Annotated in this window: 15 protein-coding genes; 13 read left to right on the top strand and 2 right to left on the bottom strand. The window is 63.3% G+C overall.

All coding sequences use genetic code 11. The annotated features are described in order from the left end of the window. Positions 1-2: 2 nt before the first annotated feature. From R2669_RS11485 to R2669_RS11465, 5 genes are all read left to right on the top strand, one after another. The gene (locus R2669_RS11485; RefSeq protein ID WP_102064505.1) at positions 3-1,790 is read left to right on the top strand and encodes an acyl-CoA dehydrogenase C-terminal domain-containing protein; all 1,788 of its coding nucleotides are present in this window, start codon (positions 3-5) and stop codon (positions 1,788-1,790) included. Between the two features lie 190 nt (positions 1,791-1,980). Next, positions 1,981-4,461: a 3-hydroxyacyl-CoA dehydrogenase/enoyl-CoA hydratase family protein gene (locus tag R2669_RS11480; protein WP_316900188.1), complete on the top strand. Its 2,481-nt coding sequence runs from the start codon at positions 1,981-1,983 to the stop codon at positions 4,459-4,461. A gap of 33 nt (positions 4,462-4,494) precedes the next feature. Further along, positions 4,495-5,694, top strand: a complete 1,200-nt coding sequence (locus R2669_RS11475) for an acetyl-CoA C-acyltransferase (protein ID WP_012761166.1) — start codon at positions 4,495-4,497, stop codon at positions 5,692-5,694. Positions 5,695-5,909: 215 nt separating this feature from the next. Continuing rightward, complete coding sequence (locus tag R2669_RS11470; RefSeq protein WP_316900187.1) at positions 5,910-6,863, top strand: DegV family protein; 954 nt, start codon at positions 5,910-5,912, stop codon at positions 6,861-6,863. A 26-nt stretch (positions 6,864-6,889) separates the two neighbouring features. Beyond that, positions 6,890-7,654, top strand: coding sequence for an enoyl-CoA hydratase (locus R2669_RS11465; RefSeq protein WP_316900186.1), 765 nt, complete (start codon positions 6,890-6,892; stop codon positions 7,652-7,654). Positions 7,655-7,718: 64 nt separating this feature from the next. Here R2669_RS11465 and R2669_RS11460 read toward each other — a convergent pair whose 3' ends face one another. Beyond that, positions 7,719-8,156, bottom strand: coding sequence for an acyl-CoA thioesterase (locus R2669_RS11460; RefSeq protein ID WP_316900184.1), 438 nt, complete (start codon positions 8,154-8,156; stop codon positions 7,719-7,721). 90 nt (positions 8,157-8,246) lie between these two features. On the opposite strand from R2669_RS11460, the gene R2669_RS11455 reads away from it, so the two are divergent. The 7 genes from R2669_RS11455 to R2669_RS11425 all read left to right on the top strand — a co-directional run bounded on the left by R2669_RS11455 (position 8,247) and on the right by R2669_RS11425 (position 16,191). Next, complete coding sequence (locus tag R2669_RS11455; protein WP_316900182.1) at positions 8,247-10,088, top strand: ABCB family ABC transporter ATP-binding protein/permease; 1,842 nt, start codon at positions 8,247-8,249, stop codon at positions 10,086-10,088. A 15-nt stretch (positions 10,089-10,103) separates the two neighbouring features. Next, on the top strand, positions 10,104-11,048 hold the full coding sequence (locus tag R2669_RS11450) for a LysR substrate-binding domain-containing protein (protein WP_027678219.1): 945 nt from the start codon (positions 10,104-10,106) through the stop codon (positions 11,046-11,048). A 151-nt stretch (positions 11,049-11,199) separates the two neighbouring features. Beyond that, positions 11,200-12,501 carry a Glu/Leu/Phe/Val family dehydrogenase gene (locus R2669_RS11445; protein ID WP_147217275.1) on the top strand — a complete coding sequence of 434 codons (1,302 nt, stop codon included), beginning with the start codon at positions 11,200-11,202 and terminating at the stop codon, positions 12,499-12,501. A 521-nt stretch (positions 12,502-13,022) separates the two neighbouring features. Then, on the top strand, positions 13,023-13,931 hold the full coding sequence (locus R2669_RS11440) for a glutamate/aspartate ABC transporter substrate-binding protein (RefSeq protein WP_147217277.1): 909 nt from the start codon (positions 13,023-13,025) through the stop codon (positions 13,929-13,931). A gap of 99 nt (positions 13,932-14,030) precedes the next feature. After that, positions 14,031-14,759 carry an amino acid ABC transporter permease gene (locus tag R2669_RS11435; protein ID WP_316900180.1) on the top strand — a complete coding sequence of 243 codons (729 nt, stop codon included), beginning with the start codon at positions 14,031-14,033 and terminating at the stop codon, positions 14,757-14,759. A 17-nt stretch (positions 14,760-14,776) separates the two neighbouring features. Next, complete coding sequence (gene gltK, locus R2669_RS11430) at positions 14,777-15,460, top strand: glutamate/aspartate ABC transporter permease GltK (protein ID WP_147217282.1); 684 nt, start codon at positions 14,777-14,779, stop codon at positions 15,458-15,460. Then, complete coding sequence (locus R2669_RS11425; protein ID WP_147217284.1) at positions 15,457-16,191, top strand: amino acid ABC transporter ATP-binding protein; 735 nt, start codon at positions 15,457-15,459, stop codon at positions 16,189-16,191. The genes gltK and R2669_RS11425 overlap by 4 nt, the downstream gene beginning before the upstream one ends. Positions 16,192-16,380: 189 nt before the next feature. Here the strand turns inward: R2669_RS11425 and R2669_RS11420 are convergent, their stop codons facing one another. Then, the gene (locus tag R2669_RS11420; RefSeq protein ID WP_102065126.1) at positions 16,381-17,211 is read right to left on the bottom strand and encodes a class II glutamine amidotransferase; all 831 of its coding nucleotides are present in this window, start codon (positions 17,209-17,211) and stop codon (positions 16,381-16,383) included. Positions 17,212-17,368: 157 nt separating this feature from the next. On the opposite strand from R2669_RS11420, the gene R2669_RS11415 reads away from it, so the two are divergent. Then, a complete protein-coding gene (locus R2669_RS11415) occupies positions 17,369-18,667 on the top strand; it encodes a glycerate kinase type-2 family protein (protein ID WP_316900178.1) in 1,299 nt (432 codons plus the stop codon). The last annotated feature ends 21 nt before the right edge of the window (positions 18,668-18,688 follow it).

The following is an 18,688-nucleotide window of genomic DNA, read 5'->3' as shown; positions in this document are numbered from 1 at the left end:
AGATGGGTCAATACACCGCACCGCTGCGTGACATGCAGTTTGTTCTCCACGAGCTTCTCGGCGTGGAGAACCACCTGAAGGAGATGCCGCAGCACGCGGAGATCGATGCCGACACCATCAACCAGGTGATCGAGGAAGCCGGCAAGTTCTGCTCCGAAGTCATTTTCCCGCTCAACCAGTCCGGCGATCGCGAAGGCTGCACGTACCACGGCGACGGCGTGGTGACCGCTCCGAAGGGCTTCAAGGAAGCGTATCAACAGTACGTCGAGGCCGGCTGGCCTTCGCTGGGCTGCGATCCGGAGTACGGCGGTCAGGGCCTGCCCATCCTGATCAACAACGCGCTGTACGAGATGCTGAACTCGGCCAACCAGGCCTGGACGATGTATCCGGGCCTGTCGCACGGCGCATACGAAGCCCTGCACGCACACGGCACCGACGAGCTCAAGCAGCGTTACCTGCCGAAGCTGGTGTCTGGCGTGTGGACCGGCACGATGTGTCTGACCGAGCCGCATTGCGGCACCGACCTGGGCATCCTGCGCACCAAGGCTGAACCGCTGGCCGATGGCTCGTATGCCATCACCGGCACGAAGATCTTCATCTCGGCAGGCGAACACGACCTGGCCGAGAACATCATTCACCTGGTGCTGGCACGTCTGCCGGACGCGCCGGGCGGCACGAAGGGCATCTCGCTGTTCGTGGTGCCGAAGTTCATTCCCGATGCGAATGGCAACCCGGGCGAACGCAACGGCGTGAAGTGCGGCTCCATCGAACACAAGATGGGCATCCACGGCAACGCTACCTGCGTGATCAACCTGGATGGCGCAAAGGGCTGGATGGTCGGCGAGCCGAACAAGGGCCTGAACGCCATGTTCGTGATGATGAATGCCGCGCGTCTGGGCGTCGGCATGCAGAGCCTGGGCCTGACCGAAGTCGCTTACCAAAACTCCGCTGCCTACGCCAAGGAACGCCTGCAGATGCGCAGCCTCTCGGGCCCGAAGGCACCGGACAAGCCGGCTGACCCGATCATCGTGCACCCGGACGTGCGTCGCATGCTGCTGACCCAGCGTGCCTTTGCCGAAGGCGGCCGCGCATTCAGCTATTGGATCGCCCTGCAGATTGACCGCGAGCTGTCGCACGAAGACGAATCCGTGCGCAAGGACGCGGCGGATCTGGTCGCGCTGCTGACGCCGATCGCCAAGGCCTTCCTGAGCGACAACGCATTTATCGCCACCAACGAAGGCATGCAGGTGTTCGGCGGCCACGGCTACATCGCCGAATGGGGCATGGAGCAGTACGTGCGCGACGCCCGCATCAACATGATCTACGAAGGCACGAATACCGTGCAGTCGCTGGACCTGCTGGGCCGCAAGATTCTGGGCGACATGGGCGCCAAGATGAAGAAGTTCGGCAAGCTGGTCCAGGACTTTGTTGAAGCCGAAGGCACCAACGAAGCCATGCAGGAATTCATCAATCCGCTGGCCGACATCGGCGACAAGGTCCAGAAGCTGACCATGGAAATCGGCATGAAGGCCATGGCCAACCCGGATGAAGTCGGCGCCGCCGCTGTGCCGTATCTGCGTGTGGTCGGCCACCTGGTGTTCTCGTACTTCTGGGCCCGCATGGCCAAGATCGCCCTGGAAAAGCAAGACAGCGGCGACTCCTTCTACAAGGTCAAGCTGGCAACGGCGCGTTTCTACTTCGCCAAGCTGCTGCCCGAGACGGCTTCGCAGATCCGCATGGCACGTGCCGGCGGCGCGACGCTGATGGCACTCGAAGCCGACCTGTTCTAAGGAAAGCTGCCCACGATCCTACTGCGCGGTCCGATCTTGGCTCTGCGATGCTCGCCGTACCCATGTACGGCTGGGCTTCTCCCGCCAACCTCGAACCGCTCGCTACGGATCGCGAGCAGGTTTCAACGCCTCTTTTTGTTGCTCCCGCTTGTGCGGGGGTGACGACTCCTCTTCTTTCCGCGAGGACACCATGACCCGCACTGAACTCCCCACCAGCGCGCAGCCCCAAGCCGGCCAGCGCTCCAACTTCCTCGTCCGGCGCGTTGCCGTGCTGGGCGCCGGCGTGATGGGCGCGCAGATTGCCGCGCATCTCGTCAACGCCAAGGTTCCTGTCACGCTGTTCGATCTTCCGGCCAAGGAAGGCCCGAAGAGCGGCATCGCGCTGAAGGCCATCGAAAACCTGAAGAAGCTGTCGCCGGCGCCGCTGGGCATCAAGGACGACGCCAACCTGATTCAAGCCGCCAACTACGAAGACGACATCGAGAAGCTGCGCGACTGCGATCTCGTCATCGAAGCGATTGCCGAGCGCATGGACTGGAAGCACGACCTGTACAAAAAGGTCGCGCCGCACATCGCCCCGCACGCGATCTTCGCGTCGAACACGTCGGGCCTGTCGATCACCGAACTCTCGGAAGGGTTTGACGCCGAGCTGAAGTCGCGCTTCTGTGGCGTGCACTTCTTCAACCCGCCGCGCTACATGCACCTGGTTGAGCTGATCCCGACTGCCCACACGCGCGGCGACATTCTCGACAAGCTGGAAACGTTCCTCACCTCCGCGCTCGGCAAGGGCGTGGTGCGCGCGAAGGACACGCCCAACTTCATCGCCAACCGCGTCGGCATCTTCTCGATCCTGGCGGTGTTTGCGGAGTCGGCCAAGTACGGCATTCCGTTTGACGTGGTCGATGACCTGACGGGCTCGAAGCTGGGCCGTGCCAAGTCGGCGACGTTCCGCACGGCGGACGTGGTGGGCCTGGACACGATGGCGCACGTCATCAAGACGATGCAGGACAACCTGAAGGACGATCCGTTCGCGCCGGTCTACGCCACGCCGCCCGTGCTGGCCAAGCTGGTGGAGGCGGGCGCCCTGGGTCAGAAGACCGGCGCCGGTTTCTACAAGAAGGAAGGCAAGGAAATCAAGGTGCTGGATCCGCAAAGCGGCCAGTACGGCCCGAGCGGCAAGAAGGCTGACGACATCGTTGTGCGCATCCTGAAGAAGGAGCCGGCCGAGCGTCTGAAGCTGCTGCGCGAATCCACCAACCCGCAGGCGCAATTCCTGTGGGCAGTCTTCCGCGACGTGTTCCATTACATCGCGGTGTACCTGGAGCAGATTGCCGATTCGGCTGCGGAAGTCGATCTGGCGATCCGCTGGGGCTTCGGCTGGAACAGCGGCCCGTTCGAAGACTGGCAAGAGGCCGGCTGGAAGCAAGTGGCCGAGTGGGTGAAGGAAGATATCGAGGCCGGCAAGGCGCTGTCGAACGCAGCCCTGCCGCAGTGGGTGTTCTCCGGCCCGGTGGCGGACAACGGTGGTGTGCATTCAGCACAGGGTTCGTGGTCGGCCAAGCAGGGCACGTTCCTGCAACGCAGCACGCTGCCGGTGTACGGCCGCCAGGTGTTCCGTGCACCGATCAAGGGTGCGACCGCGGTGAACCCGCTCACATATGGCAAGACGATCGAAGAGACCGACGCCGTGCGCATCTGGGTGGACGACGCGGCCGGCCAGGACGACGTGCTGATCGTCTCGTTCAAGAGCAAGATGAACACGATCGGACCGAGCGTCATTGACGGTCTGACGCGCGCGGTGGATCTGGCGGAAGCCGGCTACAAGGGCCTGGTGGTGTGGCAGCCGACGTCGCTGAAGCTGGGCGCACCGGGTGGTCCGTTCTCGGCCGGTGCAAACCTGGAAGAAGCCATGCCGGCCTTCATGATGGGCGGCGCCAAGGGCATCGAGCCGTTCGTCAAGAAGTTCCAGGACGGCATGATGCGCGTGAAGTACGCCGGCGTGCCGGTTGTGTCCGCTGCGTCGGGTATTGCACTGGGCGGCGGCTGCGAACTGCTGCTGCATTCGGCCAAGCGTGTGGCTGCGCTGGAAACGTACATCGGTCTGGTGGAAGTGGGCGTGGGCCTCGTGCCGGCAGGTGGTGGCCTGAAGGAGGCGGCTCTGGCGGCAGCCAAGGCTGCGCAGGCAGCCGGCAGCACCAACATCCTGCAGTTCCTGACCAACCGTTTCCAGGCGGCGGCCATGGCCAAGGTGTCGTCTTCCGCGCTGGACGCGCAGAAGATCGGCTACCTGCAACCGACCGACACCATCGTCTTCAACGTGCATGAGCTGCTGCACGTTGCACGCAACGAAGTGCGTGCGCTGTCCGATTCGGGCTACCGCGCACCGCTGCGTCCGGTGGGCATTCCGGTGGCGGGCCGTTCGGGCATCGCCACGATCAAGGCGTCGCTGGTGAACATGCGTGACGGCGGCTTCATCTCGCAGCACGACTTCACGATCGCCTCGCGCATTGCCGAAGCCGTGTGCGGCGGTGACGTCGAAGCCGGCGCGCTGGTGGATGAAGAATGGCTGCTGGCGCTGGAGCGCAAGGCCTTCGTGGATCTGCTCGGCAGCTCCAAGACCCAGGAACGCATCATGGGCATGCTGCAGACCGGCAAGCCGGTGCGCAACTAATTGCCGCGACGACAGAGAGACAGGAGTTTCATCATGACCAAGCAACTGCAAGACGCCTACATCGTCGCCGCGACGCGTTCCCCGATCGGCAAGGCGCCGAAGGGCACGCTCAAGAACCTGCGCCCGGACGACCTGCTGGCCACCATCCTCAAGAGCGCCGTGGCCCAGGTGCCGAACCTGGATCCGGCGCTGATCGAAGACGCCATCGTCGGCTGTGCGATTCCCGAAGCGCAGCAGGGCCTGAACGTGGCGCGTATCGGCGCGCTGCTGGCCGGCCTGCCCAACACCGTGGGCGGCGTCACCGTCAACCGCTTCTGCGCGTCCGGCCTGACCGCCGTGGCGATGGCTGCCGACCGCATCCGCGTGGGCGAATCTGACGTGATGATCGCCGCCGGTGTCGAATCGATGAGCATGGTGCCGATGATGGGCAACTCGCCGTCGATGTCGCCGGACATCTTCACGCGTGACGAGAATGTCGGCATCGCCTACGGCATGGGCCTGACCGCCGAGAAGGTCGCCCAGCAGTGGAAGATTTCGCGCGAGGCGCAGGATGCTTTCTCGCTCGCGTCGCATCAGAAGGCGCTCGCTGCGCAGCAAGCCGGCGAATTCAAGGACGAGATCACCCCGATCGAGATCATCGAGAAGTTCCCGAACCTGGGCACCGGGGCCATCGACATCAAGACCCGCACGATGTCGCTGGATGAAGGCCCGCGTGCCGATACGTCGGTCGAAGGCCTGGGCAAGCTGCGCGCCGTGTTCGCCAACAAGGGCAGCGTGACGGCCGGCAACAGCTCGCAGACGTCGGACGGTTCGGGCGCGCTGATCCTGGTGTCGGAAAAGATCCTCAAGCAGTTCAACCTGGTGCCGCTGGCGCGCTTCGTATCGTTTGCGGTGCGCGGTGTGCCGCCGGAAATCATGGGGATCGGTCCGAAGGAAGCGATTCCTGCCGCGCTGAAGGCCGGCGGCCTGACGCAGGATCAGATCGACTGGATCGAACTGAACGAGGCGTTTGCCGCGCAATCCCTGGCCGTGATTCAGGACCTGGGCCTGGACACCAGCAAGATCAACCCGCTGGGCGGCGCGATCGCACTGGGCCACCCGCTGGGCGCCACCGGTGCCATTCGTGCGGCCACGGTGGTGCACGGCCTGCGCCGTCGCAACCAGAAGTACGGCATGGTGACGATGTGCGTCGGCACCGGCATGGGCGCCGCGGGCATTTTCGAACGCATGTGACCCCACGTCAGGGGGAAGGACTAAGTTCTTCCCCCTGCTTGTAAATCGCCCGTCTCAACACGCATGATTGCGCAGGCGCGCGCAGCACTACATAACAAGCGCGCCGAAGAATGCGGCCGGCACCCAGCCGGCATCGCCATAGAAGCGGAACCACGATTCCGCGAGAGAGGAGACACACCACCGGGTCACCGGCGGTGCACCAAGAGGAGGGCGCGATGGGAAACACAATCGTGTTGACCGACGCGGCATGCGACATGCCGCGCTCGATGATCGATGAGCTTGGGTTGGGCGTGGTGCCGTTCCGCATTCGTGCGGGCGAATTGTTTGTTGAAGACCGCCGCGACGAGGCGGCGCTGCCGCAGCTGTATCGCAAGTACCTCGTCGACAAGCAGGATCACTATGCCGAATCGATTCCGCTGCTCGAACGCGAGATCGAAGATTTCCTGCTCAAGCACGTGGTGACGCAGCACGACCGCGCGTTGCTGCTGACGATTGCCAGCTCGCGCAGCCATTTCTACAGCCACGCCACCGGCGCGGTGGTGGGCACCACGGCCAAGAGCTTCAAGCCACGCAAGGATGCCGGCCGCTCGGGCCTGTTCGAGTTGACGGTCGTGGATACCGGCGCCATTGGCCCCGGCCAGGCACTGATGGTGCACGAGGCCGCCCGCATGCTGCGCGAAGGCGCGGAGGTGCGCGACGTGGTGCACGTGATCGAAAACCGCCTGCGCGATGCCTCGCACGTCTACCTCGTCCCCGACGAGTTGCTGTACATGTACACGCGCGCCAAGCAGAAGGGCGAGAAGAGCATCACCTGGAGCCGCTACATGATGGGCACGGCGTTCAACGTGCGTCCGCTCATCCATATGCATCGTGGCGAGACGGAAGCCATCGCCAAGGTGCGGGGCTCCGAGGAAGGCATTCGCCGCCTGCTTGCGCATACCGAAACCATGATCGCCGAGGAGCGTCTGGCCACGCCCGTGGTGGCGATCACGTATTCCGGTTCGCTCGACACCGTGCGCCGCATGGAGCCTGTGCAGGCGTTGATGCGAACCGCGCAGGACCACGGCGTGGAAGTGCTGCTCGCGCCGATGAGCCTGACCGTGGCGTTGAACGTGGGCGCCAACGCGTTCTCCGTCGGTTATCTGTCTGATTCGCCTGTGCCGATTTAGCCGCGCAGGCTTCACCTGGAGTTTTCATGTCGATTTGTACCGAGACCGCAGACGGCGTCCTGACGCTTACGTTTGACCGCCTGGACCGCAAGAACGCCATCACGGCCGCGATGTATCAAACGTTGGCCGATGCCCTGGTGGCCGCCGAGGCCGATCCCGCCATCCGCGTGATTGTGCTGGCCGGCCACGAGAGCGTATTCACGGCGGGCAACGATCTCGAAGACTTCATGAAGAATCCGCCCAAGGACGAAAGCGCGCCCGTGCATCAGTTCCTCAAGGCGATCAGCACGGCGACCAAGCCGCTGATCGCTTCGGTGAGCGGCGCGGCGGTGGGTGTAGGCACGACGATGCTGCTGCATTGCGACCTCGTCTACGCATCCGAGACGGCCAAGCTGTCGATGCCGTTCGCGCAGCTGGGGCTTTGTCCGGAAGCCGCATCGAGCCTGTTGCTGCCGCAACTGGCTGGCTATCACCGCGCGGCGGACAAGCTGCTCTTCGGCGAGCCTTTCGACGCGAACGAAGCGCGCGAGCTGGGGCTGGTCAATCGCGTGCTGCCCGCCGGGGAGCTGGATGCTTTCGTGCGGACGCAGGCGCGCAAGCTGACGCTGCTGCCGCCCGCATCGCTGCGCGCCACCAAGCGCCTGATGAAGGAGGGCGCTACGCCGCAGATCGCCGAGCGCATGTCGGTGGAAGGCAAGCAATTCGGCGAGATGCTGCGTGCCCCGGAAGCGCGCGAAGCGTTCACGGCGTTCTTCGAAAAGCGCCGCCCGGATTTCTCCAAATTCAACTGAGCCAATCGTTCCCCTGCAAAAGAAAACCCGGCGCGAAGCCGGGTTTTTTGTTGGGCGTGGCCGTTTAGAGCGGCGGCAGCACGCGCGGCTTGCGGGTCTCGTCGGTCGCCACGTAGGTGAGGGTGGCTTCCGTCACCTTGACGGTGGCGTGCCGGCCGTTGGCGTGCATGCGTTGCGCATAGACCTCCACGTCCACGGTGATCGACGTGCGGCCCGTCTTGACCACGTTGGCGTAGAAACTCACCAGATCGCCCACGTACACCGGTTGCTTGAAGACGAACGAGTTGACGGCGATCGTGGCCACGCGGCCGTTGGCACGCACCACGGCTGGGATCGACCCGGCAATGTCCACCTGCGACATGATCCAGCCGCCAAACACATCGCCGTGGACGTTGGCGTCGGACGGCATGGGCATCACACGCACGGCGGGCTGTTTGTCGGCGGGCAGCGTGACGGTTTCAGTGGCGGCTTGGGTATCGGACATGATGATGCAGGGCGGCATTGAAGCGGAAGGAGGGCCCACCAGCGGCCCTGGGGCGCGCGCAGGTGATCGGTGGGAGAATACACAATCCGCCATTTTATTGCACCGCACATGCGCCGTTTTCCCGCTTCTTCCGAACCGCCTCCGCCCGGGGCTGCCCGCGGTGACTGGCGCACCATCAAGAGCCTGCTGCCGTATCTGCTGGCCTACAAATGGCGTGTGGCGCTGGCGCTGTCGTTTCTGATCGCGGCCAAGGTGGCAAATCTTGGTGTGCCGATGGTCATGAAGCGGCTGATCGATTCCATGAACGTGTCGCCGTCCGACCCCCGCGCGCTGCTGGTTGTGCCGGTGGGCATCATCATCGGTTACGGGCTGCTGCGGCTGTCGACGTCGCTGTTTTCGGAGCTGCGCGAAATCCTGTTCGCGAAGGTCACGGAGAGTTCGGTGCGCACGCTCGCCCTGCAGGTGTTTCGCCATCTGCATGCGCTGTCGCTGCGCTTTCACCTTGAGCGCCAGACCGGCGGCATGAGCCGCGATATCGAACGCGGCACACGCGGCATCCAGTCGCTCATCTCGTATTCGCTGTACAGCATCCTGCCGACGCTGGTGGAGGTTGGCCTCGTCATCACGTATTTCTTCGTGAAGTACGACGTGTGGTTTGCGCTCATCACGTTCTGCGCGCTGGTCAGCTACATCGTCTTTACGGTGACGGTGACGAACTGGCGCACGCACTTCCGCCGCAAGATGAACGAGCTGGATTCGCGCGCGAACCAGAAGGCGATCGATTCGCTGCTCAACTTCGAAACAGTCAAGTACTTCGGCAACGAAGACTACGAGGCGCGTCGCTACGACGAGAACCTGAAGCACTACCGCGCCGCGGCCATCCGTTCGCAGAACTCGTTGTCGGTGCTGAACTTCGGCCAGCAGTTCATTGTCGCCACGGCGCTCATCCTGATCCTGTATCGCGCCACGCAAGGCGTCGCGGCGGGGCACATGACGCTGGGCGACCTCGTGCTCGTCAACACGCTGATGCTGCAAATCTACATTCCGCTCAACTTCCTGGGCGTGATCTACCGTGAGCTGAAGCAGGCGGTGACCGACATGGACCGCATGTTCAACCTGTTGCAGACCAACCGCGAAGTGGCCGACAAGCCCGACGCCAAACCGCTGGCGGTGCATGCGGGTGAGGTGCGCTTCGCGCATGTCGACTTCAGCTACGAGGCCAATCGCCAGATCCTGTTCGATGTGGATTTCACGATTCCGGCCGGCACGACCACGGCGGTGGTGGGACAGAGCGGCTCGGGCAAGTCGACGCTGGCGCGCCTGCTGTTCCGCTTCTATGACGTGAAGTCCGGCGCCATCCAGATCGACGGTCAGGACTTGCGCGATGTCACGCAATCCAGCGTGCGCGCCGCCATCGGCATCGTTCCGCAAGACACGGTGCTCTTCAACGACAGCATCTACTACAACATCGCCTACGGCCGCCCCGATGCAAGCCGCGAAGAGGTGATCGAAGCCGCTCGCGCAGCGCAGATCCACCATTTTGTCGAGTCGCTGCCCGACGGCTACGAGACGCAAGTCGGCGAGCGCGGCCTCAAACTCTCCGGCGGCGAAAAGCAGCGCGTGGCAATTGCGCGCACGCTGCTCAAGCGTCCGCCGATTCTCGTCTTCGATGAAGCGACATCTGCGCTGGACTCGCGCACCGAGCACGCCATCCAGGAAGAGTTGATGCGCCTGGCGCAGAACCACACCACGCTGGTCATCGCGCACCGCTTGTCCACCATCGTGCGTGCGCACCAGATTCTGGTGATGGAGCACGGTCGCATCATCGAGCGCGGCACGCATGAATCGCTGTTGCGCGCGGAAGGCCGTTACGCGCAGATGTGGCGCATGCAGGCGCGCGAGCCGGAGCGCGTGGCCGAAGAAACAGAAGAAGACGCCCGAGCCGGCTGAGGGGGAGACAACGCGATGGAACTCAAATGGCTGGAAGACTTCATCAGCCTGGCCGAAACGCGCAGCTTTTCGCGCTCGGCCGAATTGCGGCACGTGACGCAGCCGGCGTTTTCGCGGCGCATTCAATCCCTTGAGGCGTGGCTCGGCAATGAGCTGATCGACCGATCAAGCTACCCAACACGCCTCACGCCCGCCGGCGAAGTGTTCTACGAACAGGCGCTGGCGATGCTCGCCCAGGTCAGTGAGACGCGCGCGCTGATGCGCGGCCAGCGTCCTGCCAGCGCATCGACGATCGACTTTGCCGTGCCGCATACGCTATCCCTGACGTTCTTCCCGGGGTGGCTCGCGCAGGTGGAAGAAAAGATCGGCAAGCTGCAATGCCGGCTGCGCGCGCTCAACGTGCACGATGCGGTGATGACGCTGGTGGAGGGCGGCTGCGATCTCGTGATGGTGTATCACCACGCGCGGCAGATGATTCAGCTGGACCCCACGCGCTACGACATGCTGGTGCTCGGCACCGAGCGGCTCTCGCCGTTTTCCAAGCCCGACGCGAGCGGGCGGCCGATTTATCGGCTCGTTCCCACCGCACGCAAGCCCATCGCCTACCTGAGCTATACGCCCAACGCCTTTCTGGGGCGCATGGTTGATGTGCTGCTGGAAAACTCGCCGGTGGCGCCGCTGCTCGACAAGTGCTACGAAACCGACATGGCGGAAGCGCTCAAGGTGATGGCGCTGGCGGGCCACGGCGTGGCTTTCCTGCCGGAGAGTGCGGTGCGCGAGGACGTGGCGGCGGGTCGCCTCGTGCGCGCGGAAGGCAAGGGCGGCGGCACGTTGTCGATCGAGATGGAAATCCGGCTTTACCGTGAGCACCCGCAGAGCGGCGCTCACGACCGTCGGCACCCCCAATCCAAGCGCAAGCGCGAGCTGATCGACACGTTATGGAGCGCGCTGGCGGACTGAACGGACTACCGGAGTCGAGTAGAGGGTTATGCGCCAGATGCATAACCCGATGTAAAAACGGCATTGGATTTCGTTCTGGCCGATCCCTAAGCTGGCGGGCATTTTGTGGGACTTGAAGGATCTTACCGAGGTCCAAAAAAGGAAGACAGCCATGTCCAATGTCGCATCTCCGTCGACACTTCAGCACGCCATCCCGTCCTATCTGCCGGCAGACAATCTCGGCCCCTGGGGCATCTACCTGCAGCAGGTCGATCGGGTCACCCCCTATCTCGGCTCGCTCGCACGTTGGGTTGAAACGCTCAAGCGCCCGAAGCGCGCGCTGATCGTCGACGTGCCCATCCAGATGGACGACGGCCGCATCGCCCACTTCGAGGGCTATCGCGTGCAGCACAACACGTCGCGCGGCCCGGGCAAGGGCGGCGTGCGTTTCCACCAGGACGTGACGCTGTCGGAAGTGATGGCGCTGTCGGCGTGGATGTCGGTGAAGAACGCGGCCGTGAACGTGCCGTACGGCGGTGCCAAGGGCGGTATCCGCGTCGACCCGCGCAAGCTCTCTTCCGGCGAGCTTGAACGCCTGACCCGCCGCTACACCAGCGAGATCGGCATCATCATCGGCCCGAACAAGGACATTCCGGCTCCGGACGTGAACACCAACGCGCAGATCATGGCGTGGATGATGGACACGTACTCCATGAACGAAGGCTCCACCGCCACCGGCGTGGTGACCGGCAAGCCGATCGCACTGGGCGGCAGCCTCGGCCGTCGCGAGGCCACGGGCCGCGGCGTGTTCGTGGTCGGCAGCGAAGCCGCCCGCAATCTCGGCATCGACGTCAAGGGCGCGCGCGTGGTCGTGCAGGGCTTCGGCAACGTCGGCAGCGTGGCCGCCAAGCTGTTCCATGACGCTGGCGCCAAGGTCATTGCCGTGCAAGACCACAAGGGCATCGTGTTCAACGGCAACGGCCTGGATGTCGACGCGCTGATCAAGCACGTTGACCACAACGGCAGCGTGGCCGGCTTTGCCGCAGAGACCGTCTCGCAAGACGATTTCTGGGCGCTGGACTGCGAATTCCTGATCCCGGCCGCGCTGGAAGGCCAGATCACCGTCAAGAACGCGCCCCATATCAAGGCAAAGATTGTCGTGGAAGGTGCAAACGGCCCCACGACGCCCGAGGCAGACGACATCCTGCGCGACCGCGGCATCCTGGTCTGCCCCGACGTGATCGCCAACGCCGGCGGCGTGACGGTCAGCTATTTCGAATGGGTGCAGGATTTCTCGAGCTTCTTCTGGACCGAAGACGAGATCAACCAGCGCCTGGTACGGATCATGCAAGATGCCTTCCGTGGCGTCTGGCAAGTGGCGCAGGACAACAAGGTTACGCTGCGTACGGCGGCGTTCATCATCGCCTGTACGCGGATTCTGCAGGCCCGCCAAGAGCGTGGTCTGTACCCCTGATCGGCAACGCGCTGGTCAATACCGGCGCGGTGCTCCAACAGGGCGCTGCGCCGGTCTATCGCGTTGCTGCCGATCAGGCGGCCATGCGCGACGGTTGAAGAAAGCCGGTGCTCATGGGACGAACCATAACGTTCCGGAGCGTCGCACCATGAGAAGGGCGATGGCAGCATCGTCGTCCTTCCCATCCTCAAGTCGGGTTCGTTAAGCGACAGAGAGCGCACATCGGGCGGGCTTTATTCCCCTTGTTTTTCCTTAGCAACTGGCGGTCATCCGCTCAAGCAATCGGCGCGCATGCCGATGTTGCAGAGCGTTGCCGTGTCTGGCGCTGCGCGTCTTTTCCGGTTTTTCGGAAAAGCACAACGTAAGGTATCCGGTTGCTCGGAAAACGCGGTTGCGGCAGGGGCCGCGCCAGAGGGAAAAACTCCGTTGGATTCAACGATTTAGTGGCAACACCAATACTGTCGCCAAACGTTTTTTGGTACAGTCCCGTCTTTCTCTTTCATGGTCAAAAGGAGACTTTCATGAACCTCGCCAAGCTGGCAACCGTGGTTGCAGCCGTTGGTGTCGCCGTTGGTACGTTCGGCAGCGCTGCCCACGCAGAAGAGCTGACTGGTACGCTCAAGAAGATCAAAGACACCGGCACCATCACGCTGGGCGTGCGCGATTCGTCGATTCCGTTCAGCTACAACGTCGGCGGTGTCCGCACGATCGGCTATTCGTACGACGTTGCCACCAAGATTGCCGAGGACGTGAAGAAGCAACTCGGCCTGAAGGACCTGAAGATCAACGAGATCCCGGTCACTTCGCAGAACCGCATCACGCTGCTGCAGAACGGCACCATCGATCTGGAGTGCGGCTCGACCACGAACAACCTCGAGCGCCAGAAGCAGGCATCGTTCACGAACACCATCTTCATCATCGGTACGCGCATCATGGTGAAGAAGGATTCGGGCATCACCGACTGGGCACAGCTCAAGGGCAAGAACGTCGTCACCACCGCCGGCACGACGTCGGAACGCCTGCTGCGCAAGATGAACGATGACAAGCAGATGGGCATGAACATCATCAGCACGAAAGACCACGGCCAGTCGTTCCTGACGCTGGAATCGGGTCGCGCTGTTGCGTTCATGATGGACGACGCCCTGCTGTACGGCGAGCGCGCCAAGGCCAAGAACCCGGCTGACTGGGTGGTCGTGGCCAAGCCGCAATCGCGCGAAGCCTACGGCTGCATGGTTCGCAAGGACGACAAGCCGTTCAAGGCCCTGGCCGACAAGACGATCGCCGGCATGATGAAGGACGGGTCGATCGCCGCCGAGTACAAGAAGTGGTTCGAGCAGCCGGTTCCGCCCAAGGGCGTGAACATGGAGTTCCCGCTGTCGGACGACATGAAGGCGCTGATCAAGAACCCGAACGACAAGGCTCTTGACTGATCGGCTCCCTCAACGGGCCTGATATAAGCGTCACCGAAACGGAAGGCAAAGGCCGGTCAACAGGTCTTCTCCCTTCCGTTTCTTTTTGAGGGAACCATCATGAATTACCACTGGAACTGGGGCGTCTTCTTTACGGAAGCCGCCCAGAATCAGACCTATCTGGACTGGCTGCTGGCGGGGTTGAAGACCACCGTCGTGCTCGGCCTGTCTTCCTGGATCATCGCGCTCATCATCGGCTCCGTGCTCGGCGTGCTGCGTACGGTGCCGAACAAGTGGCTGTCGGGCCTTGCCGCAGCGTATGTGGAACTGTTCCGCAACATTCCGCTGATCGTGCAGCTGTTCATCTGGTATTTCGTCGTGCCTGAACTCGTGCCGGGCGGCGACTACATCAAGCAGATGAACCCTGCCACGGCGATGTTCCTGTGCGCGATGCTGTGTCTCGGTACCTTTACCGCGGCGCGCGTCTGCGAGCAGGTGCGCTCGGGTATCAATTCGCTGCCGCGCGGCCAGCGCAACGCCGGCCTCGCGATGGGCTTCACGCTGGCGCAGACGTATCGCTACGTGATGCTGCCGATGTCGTTCCGCATCATCGTGCCGCCGCTCACGTCGGAGTTTCTGAACATCTTCAAGAACTCGGCCGTGGCGTCGACCATCGGTTTGCTTGAGCTTGCCGCCCAAGGTCGCCAGTTGGTCGACTACACCGCGCAGCCGTACGAATCGTTCATCGCCGTGACGCTGATGTACATGCTGATCAACCTGACCGTAATGGGCCTCATGCGCTGGGTGGAAGCACGTTCCCGGCTGCCTGGCTTCATCGGTGGCAAGTAATCGGGCGAGGACTCTTCATGGCTTATCAATTCGATTTCTCGTCCATCAACGCCGACAACATGCGCGTGCTCGGCGAGGGGATGCTGCTCTCGCTCGAGATCACCGGCACGGCCATCCTGGTCGGCATCGTCTGGGGCACGCTGCTCGCGATGATGCGCCTCTCAGGCATCAAGCCGCTGCAGTTGTTCGGGCAGGCGTATGTGAACCTCTTCCGATCCATCCCGCTGGTGATGGTGCTGCTGTGGTTCTTCCTGATCGTGCCGCAGGTGCTGCAGCGGATCTTCGATCTGTCGCCGGCCACCGACATGCGCATGACGTCTGCGCTGGTCGCCTTCGCGCTGTTTGAGGCGGCGTATTACTCGGAGATCATCCGCGCCGGTATCCAGAGCGTGTCGCGCGGGCAGATGTTCGCGGCCTACGCGATGGGCATGACGTACGGCCAGGCGATGCGTCTGGTGATCCTGCCGCAGGCATTCCGCAACATGATTCCGCTGCTGCTCACGCAGGCCATCGTCCTGTTCCAGGATACGTCGCTGGTGTATGTGAGCGCGCTGTCGGACTTCTTTACGCAGGCGTACAACATTGGTGAGCGCGACGGCCGTATCGTCGAGCTGCTGCTGTTTGCCGGCTTGTGCTATTTCGTGATCTGCTTCGGCGCCTCCGTGCTGGTGAAGCGACTTCAGAAGAAGGTGACCCAATGATCGAGATCAAGAACGTTTCCAAGTGGTACGGCAGCTTCCAAGTGCTGACCGACTGCACCACCAGCGTGAAGAAGAGCGAGGTGGTGGTGGTGTGCGGCCCGTCGGGTTCGGGCAAGTCCACGCTCATCAAGACCGTCAACGCGCTGGAGCCGTTCCAGAAGGGCGAGATTCTCGTTGACGGCACCTCGGTGGGTGCCAAGGGCACTAATCTGCCGAAGCTGCGTTCGCGCGTGGGCATGGTGTTTCAGAACTTCGAGCTCTTTCCGCACCTGTCGATCACCGAGAACCTGACGATCGCACAGCAGAAGGTGCTGGGCCGGTCGAAGGAAGAGGCAACCGCCAAGGGCTTGAAGTACCTGGAGCGTGTGGGCCTGAAGGCGCACGCCGCCAAGTACCCGGGCCAGCTGTCGGGCGGTCAGCAGCAACGCGTGGCAATCGCCCGTGCGCTGTCGATGGACCCGATCTGCATGTTGTTCGACGAGCCGACCTCCGCGCTGGATCCGGAAATGGTCAACGAAGTGCTCGACGTGATGGTTGAGCTGGCCAAGGAAGGCATGACCATGATGTGCGTGACCCACGAAATGGGCTTCGCCCGGAAGGTCGCCAACCGCGTGATCTTCATGGACCAGGGCCGCATCGTTGAAGACTGCGAGAAGGAAGAGTTCTTCGGCAACATCGACGCTCGTTCGGACCGCGCCAAGCAGTTCCTGTCGAAGATCCTGTCGCACTGAAAATCGCTTCACGATCCTACTGCGCGACCCGATCTTGCCCCTGCGATGCTCACCGTACCCATGTACGGCTGCGCTTCTCGGACCAACCTCGGGCCGCTCGCTACGGATCGTGAACCGATTTAAGTGCCGGGTTGGAGGCAACAAAAAGCCGCTCTCTCAGGAGCGGCTTTTTGTTGGGTGACGATCGTGTCAGGTGCAAGCCGTATTGGCCGCATTGGCAATCTGCACCGACTCGGGAATCGGCACCTTGGTCGCCATCGTCGCCTGGCCCGATTCGAACATCAGCAGTTCGCCCGGCACGAATTGCGTCCAGACTTCGTTGTCGGTGAGCGGCGCGGTGGCGATGACGGCCACGCGATCGGCAGGCGTGGTGTATTTCGCGAAGTCGATCGTCATGTCGGCGTCGATCAAATGGGCCGTCGAGAACGGCCATTGCCGCACGATGTAATACAGCCGCGTGGAGCAATGCGCAAACTGCGCCTGACCGTTGCACAGCAGGAAATTGAACACGCCGTAGCGGGTGATTTCCTTCGTGATGTCGGACAGCGCGTAGAACAACTCGTTGAGCGGCGGCTGCGAACCGGGAAAGCGCTTGCGCAGCGCCTGCATGATGAAGCAGAAGGCGAGTTCGCTGTCCGTATCGCCCACGGGCTGGTAGACGCCCGAGAGGAACGGCGAGAAGTTCTTCAAATCGCCGTTGTGGGCAAAGATCCAGTGCCGGCCCCAGAGCTCGCGCATGAAGGGGTGGCAGTTTTCCAGCCGTACCGTGCCCTGCGTCGCCTTGCGGATGTGCGAGATGACGTTCTTGGACTTGATCGGGTAGCGCTTGACCAGCTCCGCCACCGGCGAGGTGCCGGCAGACTGGTTGTCGATGAACAGGCGGCAGGCCTTGTCTTCGAAGAAAGCGACGCCAAAGCCGTCGGCATGGTGGTCGGTCACGCCACCGCGCGCAGCGAAACCGGTGAACGAGAACGTCACATCGGTCGGTTCAGCGCAGTTCATGCCCAGCAGCTGGCACATGGTGGGGGAAAAGTCGGATGCAATAAAATAGTCATTATCCTGCCGGCCGCCGGGGGTGCCAAGCGCCTTCGTCTTCACGGCGCCGCGCCGGCTGCCGGGCGTTGCTCACATGCTGCACGCCACCGCGTCCAGTCTGCCCTTACCGGAAGCCATTCCCATGAAGCTCGATCGTACCGCCGCCCGCGCCCTCCTGCTGGAGAGCTACGCTGCTGCCGTGGGCGCCGCCGATCCGCTGAAGATCGTCGCTGACTTCCTCCCCCCACCGCATGCCGGTGGCAAGACGCTGGTGGTGGGCGCCGGCAAGGCGGCTGCGTCGATGGCGCTGGCGGTCGAACAGGCCTATGCCGGCCGCGCACAGATCGAAGGCCTGGTCGTCACGCGCTATGCGCATGGCTTGCCGACCGAGCACATCCGGGTTATCGAAGCCGGGCATCCGGTGCCGGACGAGGCGGGTGAACAGGCCGCGCAGGAAATCCTGGATCGCGTCTGTGCGCTGACGGAGAGTGACCGCCTGATCGTACTCGTTTCAGGTGGCGGCTCCAGCCTGCTGTCGCTGCCCGCCGAGGGCATCCCGATGGCCGATCTGAAAGCCGTGACGCGCGAGTTGCTGCGCTGCGGTGCGCCGATCACCGACATGAACATCGTGCGTAAGCATCTGTCGCGCATTCAGGGCGGGCGGCTTGCCGCCGCATCGCGCGCGCCGGTCACGACGCTGATCGTCTCGGACGTGGCGGGCGACGACCCAAGCGCCATTGCGAGCGGCCCGACCGTGCCGGATGCAAGCACCTACGCCGATGCGCTGGCCATCCTCAAGCGCTGGGGCGCCCAGATACCCGATACCGTGCGCGCGCATCTGGAACGCGGCGCACGCGGCGAGATGGCCGAAACGCCCAAACCTGGCGACGCCTGTTTTGCGCGTGTGGCCAATCACGTCATCGCGACTGCCCAACAAAGCCTCCAGGCTGGCGCGCAGGTATTTGCCACGCGCGGCATCCACACGGCCATTCTCGGGGACACCGTGACCGGCGAGGCGCGCGAGGTCGCCCAGGTCTACGGCGCGCTGGCTCGGCAGGTGCGCCAGCACGGCACGCCGTTTGTGGCGCCGGTGGCGCTCATCTCCGGCGGCGAATGCACGGTGACGATTCCGCCAGGCTTGACCGGCGGCCGTGGCGGGCGCTGCGCGGAGTTCCTGCTCTCGCTCGGCGTCACGCTCGAAGACGTGGACGACGTCTACGCGCTCGCCGCCGATACAGACGGCATCGACGGATCGGAGGACAATGCGGGGGCGCTGCTCGACCCGGAATCCATCGCCCGCGCTGCCGCCAAGGGTGTCAGCGCCCGCGCCGCGCTCGACGCACACGACGCCTACGGTTTCTTTGCCGCCGCCGATGACCTGGTCGTCACCGGCCCGACGCGCACCAATGTCAACGACTACCGCGTCATCCTCATTCTCTGATTCACGTTTTTGCTGACCGCT

The sequence above is a fragment of the Ralstonia edaphi genome, from assembly GCF_958350185.1.
Taxonomy (GTDB): domain Bacteria; phylum Pseudomonadota; class Gammaproteobacteria; order Burkholderiales; family Burkholderiaceae; genus Ralstonia; species Ralstonia edaphi.
This window is presented reverse-complemented; position numbering and strand designations above follow the sequence as displayed.